At 61.6% G+C, this 16,783-nt stretch carries 15 protein-coding genes; 6 read left to right on the forward strand and 9 right to left on the reverse strand.

The genetic code is table 11. The annotated features are described in order from the left end of the window. Positions 1-9: 9 nt before the first annotated feature. Entirely contained in the window at positions 10-1,293 is a 1,284-nt protein-coding gene (locus HMPREF3176_RS06650) for an extracellular solute-binding protein (RefSeq protein ID WP_168161958.1), read from the reverse strand. Between the two features lie 241 nt (positions 1,294-1,534). Here HMPREF3176_RS06650 and HMPREF3176_RS06655 point away from each other — a divergent pair, with 241 nt between their 5' ends. Beyond that, positions 1,535-2,557 (forward strand): LacI family DNA-binding transcriptional regulator, encoded by a 1,023-nt coding sequence (locus HMPREF3176_RS06655; RefSeq protein WP_070459059.1) that lies wholly within the window; start codon positions 1,535-1,537, stop codon positions 2,555-2,557. 115 nt (positions 2,558-2,672) lie between these two features. Here HMPREF3176_RS06655 and HMPREF3176_RS06660 read toward each other — a convergent pair whose 3' ends face one another. The 6 genes from HMPREF3176_RS06660 to HMPREF3176_RS06685 all read right to left on the reverse strand — a co-directional run bounded on the left by HMPREF3176_RS06660 (position 2,673) and on the right by HMPREF3176_RS06685 (position 9,214). Beyond that, positions 2,673-2,990, reverse strand: coding sequence for a type II toxin-antitoxin system PemK/MazF family toxin (locus tag HMPREF3176_RS06660; protein ID WP_070459060.1), 318 nt, complete (start codon positions 2,988-2,990; stop codon positions 2,673-2,675). Between the two features lies 1 nt (position 2,991). Further along, positions 2,992-3,225: a ribbon-helix-helix domain-containing protein gene (locus HMPREF3176_RS06665; RefSeq protein ID WP_070459062.1), complete on the reverse strand. Its 234-nt coding sequence runs from the start codon at positions 3,223-3,225 to the stop codon at positions 2,992-2,994. A gap of 330 nt (positions 3,226-3,555) precedes the next feature. Then, positions 3,556-5,994, reverse strand: a complete 2,439-nt coding sequence (locus tag HMPREF3176_RS06670; protein WP_083286297.1) for a glycoside hydrolase family 3 protein — start codon at positions 5,992-5,994, stop codon at positions 3,556-3,558. A 65-nt stretch (positions 5,995-6,059) separates the two neighbouring features. Next, positions 6,060-6,995, reverse strand: coding sequence for a carbohydrate ABC transporter permease (locus tag HMPREF3176_RS06675; RefSeq protein WP_070459065.1), 936 nt, complete (start codon positions 6,993-6,995; stop codon positions 6,060-6,062). A 2-nt stretch (positions 6,996-6,997) separates the two neighbouring features. Further along, positions 6,998-7,879 carry a carbohydrate ABC transporter permease gene (locus tag HMPREF3176_RS06680; protein ID WP_070459067.1) on the reverse strand — a complete coding sequence of 294 codons (882 nt, stop codon included), beginning with the start codon at positions 7,877-7,879 and terminating at the stop codon, positions 6,998-7,000. A gap of 12 nt (positions 7,880-7,891) precedes the next feature. Next, the gene (locus tag HMPREF3176_RS06685) at positions 7,892-9,214 is read right to left on the reverse strand and encodes an extracellular solute-binding protein (RefSeq protein WP_070459069.1); all 1,323 of its coding nucleotides are present in this window, start codon (positions 9,212-9,214) and stop codon (positions 7,892-7,894) included. 202 nt (positions 9,215-9,416) lie between these two features. Between HMPREF3176_RS06685 and HMPREF3176_RS06690 the strand changes: the two genes are divergently transcribed. Both HMPREF3176_RS06690 and HMPREF3176_RS06695 read left to right on the forward strand, forming a co-directional pair. Continuing rightward, positions 9,417-10,490, forward strand: a complete 1,074-nt coding sequence (locus tag HMPREF3176_RS06690; RefSeq protein ID WP_070459070.1) for a LacI family DNA-binding transcriptional regulator — start codon at positions 9,417-9,419, stop codon at positions 10,488-10,490. An 87-nt stretch (positions 10,491-10,577) separates the two neighbouring features. Further along, positions 10,578-12,533 (forward strand): glycoside hydrolase family 2 protein, encoded by a 1,956-nt coding sequence (locus HMPREF3176_RS06695; RefSeq protein WP_070459072.1) that lies wholly within the window; start codon positions 10,578-10,580, stop codon positions 12,531-12,533. Between the two features lie 409 nt (positions 12,534-12,942). Here HMPREF3176_RS06695 and HMPREF3176_RS06700 read toward each other — a convergent pair whose 3' ends face one another. Both HMPREF3176_RS06700 and nrdF read right to left on the reverse strand, forming a co-directional pair. Beyond that, positions 12,943-13,227 (reverse strand): GlsB/YeaQ/YmgE family stress response membrane protein, encoded by a 285-nt coding sequence (locus HMPREF3176_RS06700; protein ID WP_070459074.1) that lies wholly within the window; start codon positions 13,225-13,227, stop codon positions 12,943-12,945. A 307-nt stretch (positions 13,228-13,534) separates the two neighbouring features. Continuing rightward, positions 13,535-14,506: a class 1b ribonucleoside-diphosphate reductase subunit beta gene (nrdF, locus tag HMPREF3176_RS06705; RefSeq protein ID WP_246826687.1), complete on the reverse strand. Its 972-nt coding sequence runs from the start codon at positions 14,504-14,506 to the stop codon at positions 13,535-13,537. A gap of 231 nt (positions 14,507-14,737) precedes the next feature. Here nrdF and HMPREF3176_RS06710 point away from each other — a divergent pair, with 231 nt between their 5' ends. From HMPREF3176_RS06710 to HMPREF3176_RS06720, 3 genes are all read left to right on the forward strand, one after another. Continuing rightward, the gene (locus HMPREF3176_RS06710) at positions 14,738-14,962 is read left to right on the forward strand and encodes a DUF6199 family natural product biosynthesis protein (RefSeq protein ID WP_070459078.1); all 225 of its coding nucleotides are present in this window, start codon (positions 14,738-14,740) and stop codon (positions 14,960-14,962) included. A 301-nt stretch (positions 14,963-15,263) separates the two neighbouring features. Further along, entirely contained in the window at positions 15,264-15,566 is a 303-nt protein-coding gene (locus tag HMPREF3176_RS06715; protein WP_070459080.1) for a DUF6199 family natural product biosynthesis protein, read from the forward strand. 203 nt (positions 15,567-15,769) lie between these two features. Beyond that, a complete protein-coding gene (locus tag HMPREF3176_RS06720) occupies positions 15,770-16,747 on the forward strand; it encodes a LacI family DNA-binding transcriptional regulator (RefSeq protein ID WP_168161959.1) in 978 nt (325 codons plus the stop codon). Positions 16,748-16,783 lie beyond the last annotated feature (36 nt).

Here is a 16,783-nt window from a genome sequence, read left to right on the forward strand (position 1 = left end):
GTGCTGTGACTACTTAGAAGGTTGGTAGTGCGCGTACAAGTTTTCGACGGCCTCGAAGTCGCTGTTCGCAAGGTCCTTCTCGATCGCGTCCTGCGCCGCCCCCATGGCAGATGCGGGATCGGCACCGTTGTAGAGGATGTCCTCCCACATGGTCTTGAGGTTCTCCTCAATCGTGGCGGGCATTGCACCGGGCCAGATGTAACGGTCAATACCGTCGGCGAGCGAGCTCAGCTGCGGATCCTCAAGAATCTCCGAATCCTCAGCAAGCGGCTTGTAGCTCGGGAAGACGTGGTAGTTGAGGCACACTGCCTTCAGCGCTTCCTTCGAGGTCAAGTAGAACTTGAGGAAGTCCTGGGCAACAGCCTTCGTCTTTTCATCCGCCGCCTTGTTGATGCCAAGGGTCGATTCGCCGTTGTAGCGGTCAAACGCGTACGGGGTTTCGCCCGAAACGTGCACCGGGGTGCGGAAGGTGTCGTAGTTGACGTCCGGGAAGTCCGCAGCCATGAGGCCGCCGTGGTGAGTCCAGGAGTAGATCATGGAGGACTGCTGCTGGCCGAACGATTCACCTGAACTCGTGCCAAAGTCTTTCGAGCCCACACCGTCCACATCGTAGAACGAGGTAAAGAGTTCGATGAGTTCCATCATCGCGTCACTAGCGACAGTCGGAGTCTTCTGGTCATCGGCAAAAAGGTTCTGGCCAAGCTGATAGGGCAGGCCGGGGCTGAACGCGTTGAACTGACCATTGAAGTTGAAGCCCGCACGCTCGATCGTGTCGCCGTTCTTCTTGACGAGCTTCTTAGCCACCTCACGAAGCTCATCCCAAGTTTCAGGGATGTCGGCGTCGGTGAGACCCGCTTCCTTCCAGTGATCGGTGTTGTAGTAGATCACACCGGTCATCATGCCGAAGTCGACGTAGTAGATCTTGCCGTCGATCACGTGCGCCTCCGCGCCGGTGTAGTCGGCGGTGAGTTCTTCGACAGGAATGTCGTAAGGCTCGAGATAAGGGAAGATGTTTGAGTGGTAGCTGTTGTGGATGTTAAAGATCGCGGGCTTGTCGCCATCCTTGAGTGAAAGCGGAAGCTTTGTCCAGTAGTCCTCCCACGGCTGCTTCACGATCTTGATCTCAACGTTCTTGTGAATCGCCGTGTATTCATCAACGAACTTCTGGAAAATCGTGTCGCCATCCCAAAGCCACCACTCGAGCGTGATCGGCTCACCGTCGTTCACGAGGTGGTTCGGATCGTATTTGAGGGTTTCACCCTGAACAGGGTGCCCGCTTGGCGTTTCCGTCATTTTCTCCGGACCCTTTGCACCGCACGCCGAGAGTGCCACAAGTGTGGTGGTAGCGAGCGCGGTCCCAGAGATGAATGTTCGACGATTGAACATTAGAGTTCACCATCCTTGCTGAAAACTCTTCGCGCTCAACCCCTATGGTTTAGCGCTAAACTCTTATGTAAAGGTTACGTAGCCCACAAGGAAAATGTCAAGGCGTTTAGTCCCGTACAATCATCGAGTCGCTCTAAGAAAGGTCCTCATGTCTGTCACGCTCGCGGACGTCGCCGCTAAGGCAGGCGTGAGCACCATGACTGTTTCTAACGTGCTCACTGGCAAGGCAGGAAAAGTCTCGGAGAAGACAGCGCAGCGGGTCCTTGACGCAGTCGCCGAGACCGGGTACGTCGTCAACGCCTCCGCGCGAGCTCTCTCAGCCCGTCATTCCTCCATCGTCGCCATCGCCGTTGCCGGCAACAGCCCCATTCTGCGCGGCGCCCACGACTCTCTCATGGTCGGGCACGTCACGGCAGAACTCCAGAAGCACGGCTACAACGCTATGCTCATCGCCGCGAGCGACATCGGGAAGACCATTTCAAGCCTGAAGTCATGGCGAGTAGACGGCGCAATCGTCCTCAACACGCTTGCGCACGAGCTCGAAGCCTTACACGAACGAAACGAGATTCCGCTTCTATTCGTGGATAGCTACATCGAACGCCCTAGCCTCCTGTCGGTTCGGACCGACGACTACGGCGGCGGCCGACTTGCGGCGGAGCATCTAATCAAGAATGGGCACCGCAACAATGTCGCCTTCTTAGGTCCACTTCGCGGACACACCGGGGTGGTCGATGAGCGCTTTCGAGGGTTCATGGATGTCTACCTCGAAAACGACCTGCCAAAGCCCGAAGTTCCGTTCAAACCCCTCGATACCAATGCACGTACTGGCATTGAACTCGCCCCAAAACTCACTGCTCTCGATCCGCGCCCCTCGGCCGTGTTCTGTTCAGCAGATGATCTCGCGGTTGGTCTTATGAGCGGCCTCTCCCATGCTGGGGTGTCCGTTCCGCGGGACATCTCCATCATCGGTTTCGACGGCTTCGATATCTCTCTCACAGCATCCCCCGCACTCACGACCATCGGTCAGAACGTCGAACACAAAGCGCGTCTTGCTGTATCACGTCTCCTCGCCGCTATTGAAGGCTCAGGCGTCAGCGAAAACTCTTCCGCCGATGCCCCACTCGAAGTCGCCCTGCTTGAACGTGAAACCGTTGCGAGCATAGAAGCTTAGCTCCGATAAGCGCTTCTCTTCATGAAAAAACCAGGGCGTACGGCCCCGAAATAGGCGCTGAAGCCCTGGAATTTTCATAAAGAGTGACGCCACCGAGCAACAACCGGGTCCTGGTTTAGCTCTCGAGGGGGCCCGCATCGAGATCGAAAGCCATGATCACGGCATTCGCTAAAGCGCGCTCCTGATCGGGCTGGAGAAAACCAATCGCGCGGCCGAGAAGCGAGACAGGAATCGTGACCGTGTTGTCGACGGAAGCGGCACAACGGTGGTCAAGCCCGTTATGCTCACCGAGCTCGACTTCGCTCGAGAGGCCTTTGACCGTCGAAGTGATGGGTGCGACTGTCACCTTGGTCATCGCACTGCGGGCGGCCTCGCGGGTCAGCACGAGCACCGGTCGAGTCTTGTCGAGCTTTGCAAGGCAGATTTCACGCACGTCAGCCCTCAAATGAGGCGTGGTCCGCGGTCCAGTCCACGAGAGAGTCGAGATCGTCCCCTGGACCTTCGGCATTCAAAATTGCAGCGTCGGCAAGCGCGGCTTGCCGCCTCTTCTCTCTTTCGAGAGCGAGGCTCACGAGATCGGCTCGGCTTCCGGCGATCCCTGTCGACACGCTTTGGTCGAGGAACTCCACGAGGTCGTCGGGAAGACGCAAGGATATTTGCACCGTCATGCCCTCAGCCTACCAGGGTGAATCCCAACATGGGATGCGCCGTCAAATACACTGCGGCGGCAACAAAATAGGTCCAACGCGCCGGTGCCGTGCGGGACTCGCGCTGATGCAGTGCCGAGTTTGAGCCGTTCTAGTGCCGGGTTTGCACCGCTGCCGCGTGGGATTTGCGCCTATCCCGTGCCAGTTCATGAAAAAACCAGGGCGTACGGCCCCGAAATAGGCGCTGCAGCCCTGGAATTTTCATAAAGAGTGACGCTCTTGCGCCAAGACGCTGCGACACCCCGGCACCGCGACACCACGACGCCGCGACGCCCCGCGAGCAACCGGCGCCTACATCAAGTTGCGGCGGCCTTTCTCGGCGCTCGTCGCATGGCCCTGTGGGTTGGCCTCAAGGATGAAGCGCAGCACGTGGAGCGCCGTGCGCTGAAGCTCGCCGAGAGTGAGGCCATCGTCGGACCCAAGTGAATCCCGCACCCCGGTATCACACGTATCGCCGCCGTGGACCTCGCTTCCGGGCATGAGCACGTCGATGCCGCCACGCACGCGGTAAGCGCTGTCGCGCAGGGCCGGGAAGTTGGGATCCTCGACCATCCGCATCCACCAGTCGGTCATCACGAGGCCGTCGAAGCCGAATTCGCCGCGCAGGATCGTCGTGACGAGGTCGTAGCTGTAGTGGCCCCACACCCCGTTGATCTTGTTGTACGAGGTCATGATGGTGCGCGGCTTCGATTCCTCGACCATGATCTGGAAACCGCGCAAGTAAATCTCGCGAAGGGCGCGTTCGCTCACTCGCGAATCGGAGTAGATACGGTTGTGCTCCTGATTGTTCGCCGCGTAGTGCTTGGGGCACGCGGCAACGCCCTTCGACTGCACGCCATTCACTACGGCAGCGCCCATGAGGCCCGTGAGCAGCGGATCCTCCGAGAAGTACTCGAAGTTGCGGCCACACAGCGGGTCGCGCTGGATGTTCATGCCGGGGCTGAGCAGGATGTCGGAGCCCTTCGCGAGCACCTCCTCGGCGTGGAGCGCGGCGAGTTCGCGCACGCCCTCGGGGTTCCACGTCGACGCAAGCGCGGTGCCGCACGGCAGAAGCGTCGCGAACGCGGAAATGCGCAGGCCAGAGGGGCCGTCGGTCGTGATCGCGGGCGCCACGCCACGCGCACGCAGCGACTCGGTCACACCGCCGAGCGCGCCCGCGTTGCCGCGCACGCCAAGCGGGCTATCCATGGTGGTATCGCCGTAGGCGAGGGCAATGAGATCATCCGTTCCGACGGTTGCTACGAACTCCTCGAGGCTCACCTTTCCGGCGCGCACCTCGTCAAACGAGGGCGAGCTGCCGCCTTCAGTCGGCGCGGGGAGCTCCTCGGGAAGCCGCTCGAGGATGCGGGCCCTAAGGTCACGCTGCTCTTCTGGCGCCTTCGCGTATCCGACGGTTGCCCGGCCCTCACCGTCGCGATTCAGGATCATGCGGTCGAACCCGCAACCCTTCTGGATCGAGGAGGCCTCTTCAACCTCGCGCACGACGATGAGCTCGCCGATCTCGATTTCGCCCGCGACCTCGGTTTCCTTGACACTTTGACCCACGTGGAGACGGTAGCTTCCGGGCTCGAGCACGTAGGCGCTGCGGTGGCCCGTCGCGCCGGAGTCGTCGTAGGAGGCGAAGTCGCGAAGGTCAATCTCGAGGCTGACCGTGGCGCTCTCGCCCGCCGCAACGCGGCCCGTGCGCGCGAAGGCCGCGAGGCGACGCGCGGGCTGGGAAAACTTCCCGTCTGGGGTTTCGAGGTAGGCCTGCACGACCGTATCGCCGTCGCGCTCGCCAGTGTTCTTTGCCGTGACCTCGATGCGGGCGCGGGTGGCGTCGGAACTGAACTCCCCGAAACCTAGCGAGAACGACGTGTAGCCAAGGCCCTCGCCGAAGTGGAATTGGGCGGCTTCCGGAGCGAAAGTTTCGTAGTAGCGGTAGCCCACGAAAACGTCCTCGACGTAAGTGGTCACGTCAGGGTCGCCGAAGTTTGTGGCGGTTGGGGCATCCTCGTAGCGCCGCGCGATCGAGGCGGTAAGGCGACCACCCGGCTCGCGTACGCCCGTGAGAACCTCCGCAAGGGCGCTACCGGATTCCATGCCGCCCGCCCACGCGATGAGGAGCGCCGAAATGTTGTAGCGCTCGGCCCACGAAAGGTCCATGACGTTGCCCGCGTCGACCACGACAACCGTGCGGTCGAACGCCTTGGTGACGCGCGCGAGCAGGGATTCCTCTTGCTCGGTGAGGTAGTACGAGCCGGGCGCGAGCTCGGCGTCGCGGTCTTCGCCCGCGGCGCGGCCGAGCACGAGGATCGCGACATCGTTGCGGTCGACGGCGGAGCTGATCTGCTCATCAGTGAGCTCGAGCTCGGGATAGTGCGTGGGCCACTTGCCCCACACCGTGCCCGGATCCGCGGGCTGCTCCTCGCTGAAGCGGTCGTAGGCCGCGGCGAGCTCTTCGTCGACGCCCACGGCTTCCGATTCGCGCAGCGCGTCCGTGAGGTTCGTGATGTAGGGCGGGTTCACGTCGCCACCCGAGCCATAGCCAACGGCAAGCCAGTCCTTCGCCGTGCGGCCAAAGAGTGCGACGCGGCTTTGCGAGGCAAGAGGCAGCACGCCGTCATTACGGAGAAGCACCGTGCCCTGCGCGGCAAGCTCGCGCGCCTTCGCGGCAAGCCTCGGATCGAGGCGGCGATCGGCCGACGCCTCGGCCGCGGTCGACTGCTGGGACATCGTTTCGTGACTCATGGTGCTCCTCGTTGATGCTCGCATCGAAGCGCCGGTCGGCCCCAGCGCCTCGCTTTCGCTTCAGTCTACTGACCACCCATGCCCGTCGTCGCGAAGCCACGCACGATGTGACGCTGGAAGAGCACGAACACGATGAGCAGCGGCAACGCACCGATCACGGCGCTCGCCATGCCCTGCGCGTACTGCACGCCGTAGGCATTCTTCACGGTGCCGAGGCCCACGGGGATCGTCATGAGTTCGGGCGAGTTCGTGATGATGAACGGCCACAGGAAGTTGTTCCACGATCCGATGAACACAAAGATGCCCACGGCGACGATGATCGAACGTGAGAGCGGGAGAATCACCGACGTAAGGGTGCGCAGCATCGACGCGCCGTCGATCTTCGCGGCCTCTTCGAGCTCAATCGGGAGCTGGTCGAAGGAATTCTTGAGCACGATCACCATGAGAGGTGCGACGACCTGCGGGAGAATGACGCCTCCGAGAGTGTCCGACAGCTGCATGAATTTCATCTGCTCAAACAGCGGAACGATGAGGATCTGCGGCGGCACCATGATCGCGGCAATCGTGAGGCCGAAGCAGAGCTTCTTGAAGCGGAAGTTGTAGCGCGAGAACACGTATGCGGCCGGCACGGAAGTCACGAGGGTGATGATCGTGACGATCGCGGAAACGAGCACCGAGTTCCAGATCCACAGGGGGATGTCACCCGCGGCGATCACGTTTGCGTAGTTCTCGAAAGTCCACCCCTCGGATGGCCAGAACGTGAGCGGCGCGGCGGAGGCATCGCTCTCCGTCTTTAGGGAAAGCTGGAGGGCGAACAGGATCGGAATCGCCCAGCAGAGCGCAAGAACGGCAAGCGCGGCGAATGCAAGAACCCGAGCCACAGTGGACGAGCCGAGCGTGAGGGAACGCTGGCGTGCATTCTCTTCGCGCTTCTGGCTCACGCGAGCCTTGAGGCGCGGGCGCGCTTCGGGTGTTTCGAAGTCGGTTGCTGCGGTGCTCATGTCTAACGCTCCTTTGCGTTGCGCTTCGTGATCGCTACCTGGATAAGTGAGACAACAACGATCATCGCGAAGAAGATGTAGGAGACGGCCGAGGCGTAACCCACGCGGTAGCCGGAGAAGCCCTGGTCGTAGATGTACTGAATGATCGAACGGGTGGAGCCGTCGGGCCCGCCCGCGGTCATAAGGAAGATCTGGTCAAAGACCTTGAGCGAGGCGAGGATCTGCAGCAGAACGATAAGCGTGGTCGTGGGACGCATCATTGGGAGCGTCACGGACCTGAGCCTGCGCCACGCATCGGCGCCATCAACCTGAGCGGCCTCATACACCGTGTCGGGAGTGTTCTGAAGAGCCGAGAGGTACAGCAGGAAGTTGAATCCGATCGTCCACCACACGGTCGTGATGGCAATCGCCCACATCGCGATCTGTTTGTCGCTCAGCCACCCGATCTGGTCGAACCCCAAGTGCACGAGAAGACCGTTGATGAGACCGAAGTCGTTCGAGAACATCATTCCCCACATCGCAGTCACGACCGAGACGGGAAGAAGGTAGGGCGCGAAGAAAGTGAGGCGCCAGAGCCACTGACCCGGAAGGCCCGTCACAACGAGGTAGGCGAGCACGAACGAGAGGATGACGAGCGGGATTGATGAGATGAGCGTAAAGAACAGTGTGTTCAAGAGGCTCGAGTACATGTCGGGGCTCGTGAAAGCCTCGAGGTAGTTGTCGATCCCCACGAAACCGCTGTTCGTCGACGCAAGCGACTGGTCGGTGAAGCTCATCCACAGGCCCCACACGATGGGGACGATGAGGAAGAGCACAAAAAGGATCATGTAGGGAAAAGCGAACCATCCCGCACCGCGGGAGGTGAAGCGTGCGCGTTCATTCATGGCGTGACCTCCTTATTCGGTGGGGTTGGGTTGCATGGCGATGCCGCTGATCACGTCGAGCATTCCCTCGATCGCCCGCTGCGGTTCGACGCTTCCGCGGAAGCCCTCGATAAGCCGCTGGCACACGCGGTTTTGGAAATCGGAACCAGCACCCGCGAACCACACCTTCGGGTCCACGACGACGGTCTCGGCAGCATCCTTGTACTGGTTTTGAATCTCAAGCTCGCGGTAGGCGGGCTCCTCCTGCGACGGGAGGTAACCGGGAATGTGCCCGGCAGCGCCCCACTGGTCACCCTTTTTGAGCATCTCTGACACGAACCGGTAGGTGTTGCGCTTCAACTCATCCGTCATGCGGCGATTCTTCGGGAACACGTAGGTGTGGGAATCGGCGTAATTCGCGGGAGTGCCAAACATCGTGGGCATTGGGGCACCCGCGAGCGCAGCCACGTTCTCTTTGAATCCGTTGAGCTCCCACACGCCCGAAAGAATCATGGCGTTGCGCCCGCCATTGAAGGCGGAAAGGGCACCCGGGTAGTCCTGGGAGGACGCCATGCATTTGTCGTCCATCCACGAATTGACCGCGGCCACGACTCTCGCGGCCGCATCAACATCCATATCGGCCTTGGAGCCCGGCTCGAAGTTGTATTCGCCGCCGGTCTGATGGAAGAGACCCCAAAAGAGCCTCCAGGCCTGCGCGGTGTCGAGCTGATATCCAAAAGCGATTCCGGGCCCGCCGGTCACCTCGCCGAGCTTGGTGCCGACTTCCTGGAGCGCTTCGGGCGAGTCAATCGCGAGGGTACCGTCGGACTCGAGCACCCCGGCTTTTTCCGCAACGTCCCGATCAAAGAAGCTGATGAAGGGGTGCGTGTCGAGCGGGACTGCGTACTGTTTGCCGTCGTACTGACACGCCTCCAAAAGGGCCTTGGTGAACGTGTCGGTCGAGACGTCGAATTCTTCGAACAGGCTCATGTCCCACGGTTCGATGAGGCCGCCCGGCGCGAAGCCGGCGACGCGGCTCACGTGCATGATGGCTGTGCTCGGCGGTGCACTCGATGCGGCGGCCATCGCGAGCTTCGTGTAGTAGGGGTTTCCCCAGCTGAGGGTCGTGGGCTCGACATTCAGGCCCGGGTTTTCCTCGACGACCTCGGCGATCATCCCGCGAGTCTTTTCACCGTCGGCACCGCTGAAGAGATCCCACACGGCAACCTTCGACGGGTCCGCTTGCGCGGCTCCACACCCGGCAAGCCCAAGCCCGAGTGCGCCGGCGCCAAAACCCGCAAGGAGCGACCGGCGACTGAGCCCCGGCGGGGTGTGATTGTTGTACGCGCTTGGCATGGCGCTTCACCTTCCTCGTCATCGTTGACAGGTGTGCGGTGTAACTCACCTTTAATTCTCACGTGAGATTCTGCCACCGCGATCGAGTTCACGTCAACTCCCGAACGCGGGCAATTCGCGCTGTGCGAGAGGGGCGCACACGTGGTCCGACGCCTACTGGCCCTACACTGAAATCACTTCTCATGTCTGGAAAGGGAGCACCATGAACGAGCCTGAACCGCACAAACGCGCAAGTATCAAGGACGTCGCCGCTCGCGCCGGCGTGTCTTGGAAGACCGTTTCCAACGTCGTCAACAACCGCCCCGTTGTGAAGCCCGCGACGCGCGACAAGGTTCTCGCGGCGATCGACGAACTCGGTTACGTGCCAAACGAGTCGGCGCGAGAGATTCGCGGCAAGGCTACCCGCACGGTAGCGCTCGTGATCCCCCACCTGCTCAATCCGTATTTTGCGCGCCTTGCGGAGACGTTCCACAACATCGCGGCACGTGCGGGCTACAGCGTGAGCATCGAGCTCACGGGCGAGCACGCCGACATTGAACGCCGATACGCGCGCGGCCTCGCTAAACGTTCTTTCGGTGCGCTCATCATGGCCCCACTTCTTCCCGAGACTGTTCGCGAACTCGCCGAGCATTCGCCGCTTCCCACGGTCGTGCTAGGGGAAGCGGTTGCCGACCACGGCAGCATTCACCACGTGAGCATCGACAACACCGCGAGCGCGGTCGACGTCGTGCGACACATAACCGAGCGTGGTGCCACGCGCCCCCTGTTTCTCGGCGCCCAGGAAGGCGTTGCTTCCACGGGAGCAGAGCGACTCACAGGCTTTCGCGCAGCTTGCCGATTCGCGGGAATCTCCCCCGCCGATCAGCTTTTGATCCACACCACCGAATGGACGCGACGCGAAGGGTACGCGCAGGTGAAGGCCCTCATTTCAGGTTCAGCTAGCGCGAAGACCCTTCCGTTCGACGCCATCGTGGGCGGGAATGACTTGCTTGCCCTCGGCGCCTGCGAAGCTCTTCGAGAAGCCGGTTTCTCGATCGGCACCGATGTCCTCGTGACCGGCTGGGACGACATTCCGGAATCGGCACACGCCACTCCCCCGCTCACCTCGGTCGCACCGGACCTCGAGTGCCTCGTATCGGCGGCGCTGTTCGCGGCTCTCGGCGATGATTCCTTCGCAGAAGGCACGAAAGCCGCCGAGGTCACCGCGCTCGGGTCGGGCTCGACATTCCTCGTGCCACACACGCTCGTGACCCGCGCTTCCACCCTCGATGACTGATCCAGCGTTTTTCTCACGTTGCAATTTTGCGTGTTGCCGTGATTGACTGGGCCCCATCAGAACACACGACGACGTGAGGAATCCAGAATGCCACTCCTTCCCGAATTCGCCGCAGTCCCCGAGCTGAAGGCACTCGCTGAACGAGCCGAGCACCTCGCGAGCCTCCTCGACGCTCCCCTCTCCGCCGCGACCGACGTCCCCAAGCCCGAACACCCGCGCCCCCAGTGCCACCGCCCCACGTGGCTCAACCTCAACGGCACGTGGGAATTCGAGATCGACGCCGGCGACACGGGCCGCGAGCGCGGTCTTCTCGACCGCCCCCTTGAAGGCTCGATCCTCGTCCCATTCGCGCCCGAATCGAAAGCTTCCGGCGTCGAACACACCGACTTCATGGAAGCCGTCTGGTACCGCCGCGAGATAGAAATCCCAGCCGAGTGGGCCGACGGTCCCGCCGGCGAACCTCTCGTCCCCGTCCTCCACTTCGGTGCCGTCGACCACGATGCGACGGTGTGGGTCAACGGCGTTGAAGTTGCTCGCCACCGCGGCGGCTTCACCCCCTTCCACGCAAACCTCCGCGGCGTCGTGCGTCCCGGCGACACGGCAACGATCGTCGTGCGCGCTCGCGACTCCCGCTGGGATGCCCAGGCCCGAGGCAAACAAGCCACGTGGCACGACTCCACGCACTGCCAATACACGCGCACAACCGGCATCTGGCAAACGGTGTGGCTCGAGGGAGTGCCCGCGCACGCCATCCGGGCCGTTCGCACCACGCCATCACTCGCCGACCACTCCTTCGACATCACGTTGCCGCTCACCCACAACACGAAGGGCACACGAGTCGAAGTCACCGTCGGAACCCCGGACGACACAACCCTCGCGACCGCAAGCGCGCGTGCCGACCTTGACCTCGCACCCCGCGTGCGCGTCACCGTACCGGACGAGCACGTGCGCGTGTGGGCGGCGGGCAAGCCCGAGCTGTACCGCCTCACGGCCCGGCTCCTTGATTCCGACGGCGGTCTGATCGACGAAGTACACTCCTACGCTGGCCTGCGCTCAACCGCCCTCGAGGCCACCGAATTCCGCATCAACGGCGAGCGCGTGTTCCAGCGCCTCGTACTCGACCAGGGATACTGGGCAGAAACCCTCATGACCGCACCCTCCGACGAGGCGATACTCGCCGACATCCAGATCGCCCTCGCTGCCGGCTTCAACGGCGCTCGCTTACATCAAAAAGTGTTTGAGGAACGCATGCTGTTCTTCTCCGACCTCTATGGCTACCTCGTGTGGGGCGAATTCGGTGACTGGGGCGTATCCGGGCGAGGCCCCCTCGGCTACAACCAGGAGCCCACGTCGAGCTTTGTTGCGCAGTGGATCGAGGCACTCGAACGCGACTTCTCCCACCCGAGCATCATCGGCTGGTGCCCCCTCAATGAAACGCACCAGGTGCTGCACGACCGCATCACCGTGCTCGACGACGTCACCCACGCGATGTACAACGCCACGAAACTCGCAGATCCATCGCGCCCAGTCATCGACGCTTCGGGCTACAGCCACCGTGTGCGCGGCGCCGATATTTACGACTCGCACTCCTACGAGCAGGACCCGGAAGCATTCGCTCGCGAACAGGCACCACTCGCCGAAGGAAAGCCGCAAGTCAACAGGCGTGAGCTCGCTCCGAACGAGATGCCGTTCGCTGACGGTCATTTCTCCGTCCCCTACGAGGGCCAGCCGTTCTTCGTGTCCGAATACGGCGGCATCTGGTGGAACGAGCAAGAGGCACGCGCCGCCGAGTTCACCGGTCAAGACCAGGCCGAGTCGTGGGGTTACGGCAACAGGGTTCGCAGCGAAGAAGAGTTGTACGAGCGTTTCGAGGCCCTGACGAACGTTCTGCTGACCAACCCGCTCATGTTCGGCTACTGCTACACGCAGCTCACCGACGTGTTCCAGGAAAAGAATGGCGTCGTCGATTTTGATCGCGGCTCGAAACTCGATCTCGCGCGTCTGCGAGCCGTGCAGACCAGGAAGGCAGCCTACGAAGGGTAGGCACTGGCTGCCCGGCCTCTCGGGCCGGGCAGTTCCGCGTCCTTGTCTCGCGCCTGGCCCATCTCTTTTGCTATCTCCTTGGTCGACTCACTTCATGAAAAAACCGCCGCACTCCAAGCCTCACACCTCGCCCCGAGCCCAGATTCTTCATAATCCGCGACGGTGCCAGCCCAAAACCGCAGCGAGACCAACCAAACCTCGCGCAGGGGCCGCCAAATCTCCCCGCCCCTCAACACCGCGTCACTTCATAAAGAAACCGCCGCACCCCAAGCCCCACACCTCACCCCTAACCCAGATTCTTCATAATCCGCGACAGGGTCCGGCTGCTTTGCCTATGAAAATCGCCCACCCCCGGAGATCCGGAGGTGGGCGCTTGCGCTATGCGCGTGTTCCTATTGATGCGTCACGATCAGTTGTCGGACTTCGTGAGCAGTCCGTAGACGAACATGACCACGAGCGCACCGATCACTGAAAGCAGGATCGTCCACAGCGACCACGGGTTGTCAAGGAGCGAGCTCCAGCCACCGTCGCCGAAGAGACCACCGATGAGGCCACCGACGATTGCGCCGATGACACCAAGGATGATGGTCATCCCCATGCCCATCGACTGCTTGCCCGGCATGACTGCGCGAGCAATAAGACCGATGAGGCCGCCAATGATGATCCAGGAAATGATTCCCCAAATAAGAGACATGGAATGACTACTTTCTGTTGAAGTGAACCAGGTCCACAAATGTCCCGGGCGGTGTTGGCGAACCTGGGTTTGCTAACGGTGCCCGGGTGGTTGAAAGATCGTCAACCAACCTCAATCCTACCTGGGAATAAACTAAGCAAAGCTGCACGTCACCTGAAGTTTCATGCTTCTTTACCGGACACACAGTACATCTTTGCTGAAACGCTTCCGCCACGCTAGCCGCCAAGGCCCCACATCGAGAAAAAGTGGGCGACACGTCGTCAAACGTGCCGCCCACTGCGTTAACGGTTGCGAAAAACCGCTCAGATTAGAAGTCCCAGTCGTCGTCCTCGGTCTCGACGGCCTTGCCCATGACGTAGCTCGAGCCGGAGCCGGAGAAGAAGTCGTGGTTCTCGTCGGCGTTCGGCGAGAGCGAGGCGAGGATCGCGGGGTTGACCTCGGTCGATTCCTGTGGGAACAGTGCCTCGTAGCCGAGGTTCATGAGGGCCTTGTTGGCGTTGTAGCGAAGGAACATCTTGACGTCCTCGGTCCAGCCGACCGGGTCGTAGAGGTCTTCGGTGTATTCCTCTTCGTTGTCGTAGAGGTCCATGAGCAGGCTCATCGTGTAGTCCTTGAGCTCTGCCTGGCGCTCGGGCGACTGCTTCTCCACGGCCTTCTGGTACTTGTAGCCGATGTAGTAACCGTGAACGGCCTCGTCGCGGATGATGAGGCGAATGATGTCAGCGGTGTTCGTGAGTTCGCCACGGCTCGAGTAGTACATCGGCAGGGAGAAGCCCGAGTAGAACAGGAAGCTCTCGAGGAGGGTCGAGGCGACCTTGCGCTTTTCGGGGTCGTCACCGGTGTAGTACTCGAGGACGATCTTCGCCTTCTTCTGGAGGGCTTCGTTGTGCTCGCTCCAGCGGAATGCTTCGTCAATCTGCTTGGTGTTGGAGAGCGTGGAAAAGATCTGCGAGTAGCTCTTCGCGTGCACGGATTCCATGAACGCGATGTTGGTGTACACGGCCTCTTCGTGGGGGGTCACGGCGTCGGGGATCAGCGAAATAGCGCCGACGGTTCCCTGCACGGTATCGAGCAGCGTCAGCCCGGTGAAGACGCGCATCACGAGTTCCTGCTCCTGCTCGTTGAGCTTCGACCAGCTCTGAATGTCGTTCGAGAGCGGCACCTTTTCGGGGAGCCAGAAGTTACCGGTGAGGCGGTCCCACACTTCCTGGTCCTTCGGGTCTTGGATGCGGTTCCAGTTGATGGCCTGCACGCTGTGCTTGATGTGGTCGGTGTTCACGCTCATCCTTTCGCAACGATGGTTCCCAGCAGGCGTCGGACTCCAGGCCGGCTTAGCCGGCCACCCCATCCCTGCCAACGTAAGCTCGGGGGTTCCGACGCTTGCTCACGCGGCATACTCGCCCATCCTAGCGAGCCGAGTCGACAACTGGATGAGGGTCGCGCGACTTGCTCTCAGCGGGGCGTTTTAGGGTGAGCCGTAGATCACGCCCGCGACCCCAGGGGGCCAGAGATGTTTATCGCTTTGCTCTTTATTGTGCTCTTCATTATGGGCATCGCAGCGACCTTTTTCCCGTACCAGATGTGGGAGATTACCGAGGCTTGGCAGTACAAAGATCGCGAGGCGAACGAGCCGAGCGATTTGCGCCTCGTGCTCTGGCGGGTGGGCGGCGTCGCCATCATCATTGGAACGCTCATCATGCTTGGCTTTTACCTTCAGGCTGCGGGGAAGGGGTAGGGCGCGTGTCATGGCCGTCCATGATCTTCGCGTTCATTTTCTTTGGCGTCTACATTCTCGTGTGCCTGTGGGCGGCGATTGCCCCGCGCGGCCTGTGGTGAGCACTCAACGGCCGGTTCTATCGGCGCCAGCGAGATGCTGAGCCGAACAACGCAGTCTTCATGCGGATGCGGATCGTGGGAATCATCGCGGCGCTCGTGGGCGTAGTGGGTATTCCGCTCGCGGTCGTGTGGGCGATGGTCACGAACGCGATCATGAACGGTTAAGAACGTCAGTAGACGGGAGCTCAACTTTGGTGGTCTTGGCAGTCCTCGCGCTTGCACTGTGTCTCTTTTTCGCGCTGTGGTACGCGATTTCGCCACAGCACGTGTGGCGCACTTTTTATGCGTGGCGCTATCGGGACCGCGACGCGAACGAGCCGAGCGAGACGACGTACTTTCTTCAGCGCATCGGCGGCATCGTGGGCTCAATTTTTGCGATCATCGGCATCATCGTGATCATCACTCTCGCGCTCGATGGTCAGGCAAAGGAGTACGAGCGGAGGAAGCAGCTCGAAGGCCAGCAGCTACAAGTCCAAACGGTGGACCACTTCCCGGAAGCGTGACCATCACCCCCTCTTACACCGCAAGCTCGTAAAACGCGCTGTCTAGCCCGCTAAGTGGTGCAATTTGACATCCTTCTGGTGGCACACGTTACAGTGACTGGGAGCGCTCCCACCGGGTGTGCGTCACGTAGGTCTTCCGCTGCGAGGCGCGCAAAATTCCGCAACGCATGGGTGCGCGCAACTCAAAGAAGAGGAGAACACGCGTGGCCACAATCAACGACGTCGCACGCGCCGCGGGCGTGTCCCGCAGCACGGTCTCACGCGTGCTCAACGGACAAATCTCCTCCCCCGAAGCCCGCTCCAAAGTGGAAAAGGCCATCGCTGAAACCGGGTATCGCGCCAACGCTCACGCGCGCTCCCTCGCCTCGGGCAAGAGCAACGTCTATGCAGCGATCCTCACCGAACCCTACGGCGAGCTTTTCGACGACCCGACGTTCGGGCGGATGCTCCAGGGCATCAACTCCGCGCTCGTGGGCAGCGACATCGCCCTCAATCTTCTTTTTGCCACAACCGATGAGGAGCGAGAGCGAACGCTGCGCCAGCTCGCCCCGAACCGGGTCGACGGCGCGCTCGTGCTCTCGCCCCACATCGACGATCCGCTGCTCGAAGCCATGAATACCGCGATCCCGACGATCGTGCTCGGCCCCCTCGTTGAGGGCCGAGAAAACACGTGGACCGTGACAATCGATGACCGCCAGGGCGGTGAGCTCGGCGCGCGCCACCTGGTTGAGCGTGGCGCCCGTCGCATCGCGATCATCGCGGGCCCGGAAACGGCGCAGGGCGCCCACGATCGCGTCGAGGGCCAGCTCTCGGCACTCGAAACCGCCCCGCTCGAGGTCATCCACGCACCTTATTCAACAGGCGGAGGCGACTCGGCAACGCGCGAGCTTCTCGCACACCACCCCGACATCGACGGGATCCTGTGCGGCTCGGATCGCCAGGCCCTCGGCGTTCTCGCCGTGCTCCGCGAAGCCGGCCGAAGCATCCCTGGCGACGTCAAGGTCGTGGGATTCGACGACCACGCCCTCGCGGCCGAGACCGCCCCGGCACTAACGACCATCTCCCAGCCCATCTTCGACGTCGGCGCGAGCGGGGCACGCCTGCTCAACGCCCTCGGCGATGTCAAGCCCATCGAATCACTCACGCTCCCCACGTCCCTCGTGGTACGCGAAACAACCTAAGACCCTCACGCACGAAAATCTTCAAAGGAGAACCTC

It is taken from the genome of Dermabacter sp. HMSC08H10 (genome assembly GCF_001807585.1).
Classification (GTDB): domain Bacteria; phylum Actinomycetota; class Actinomycetes; order Actinomycetales; family Dermabacteraceae; genus Dermabacter; species Dermabacter hominis.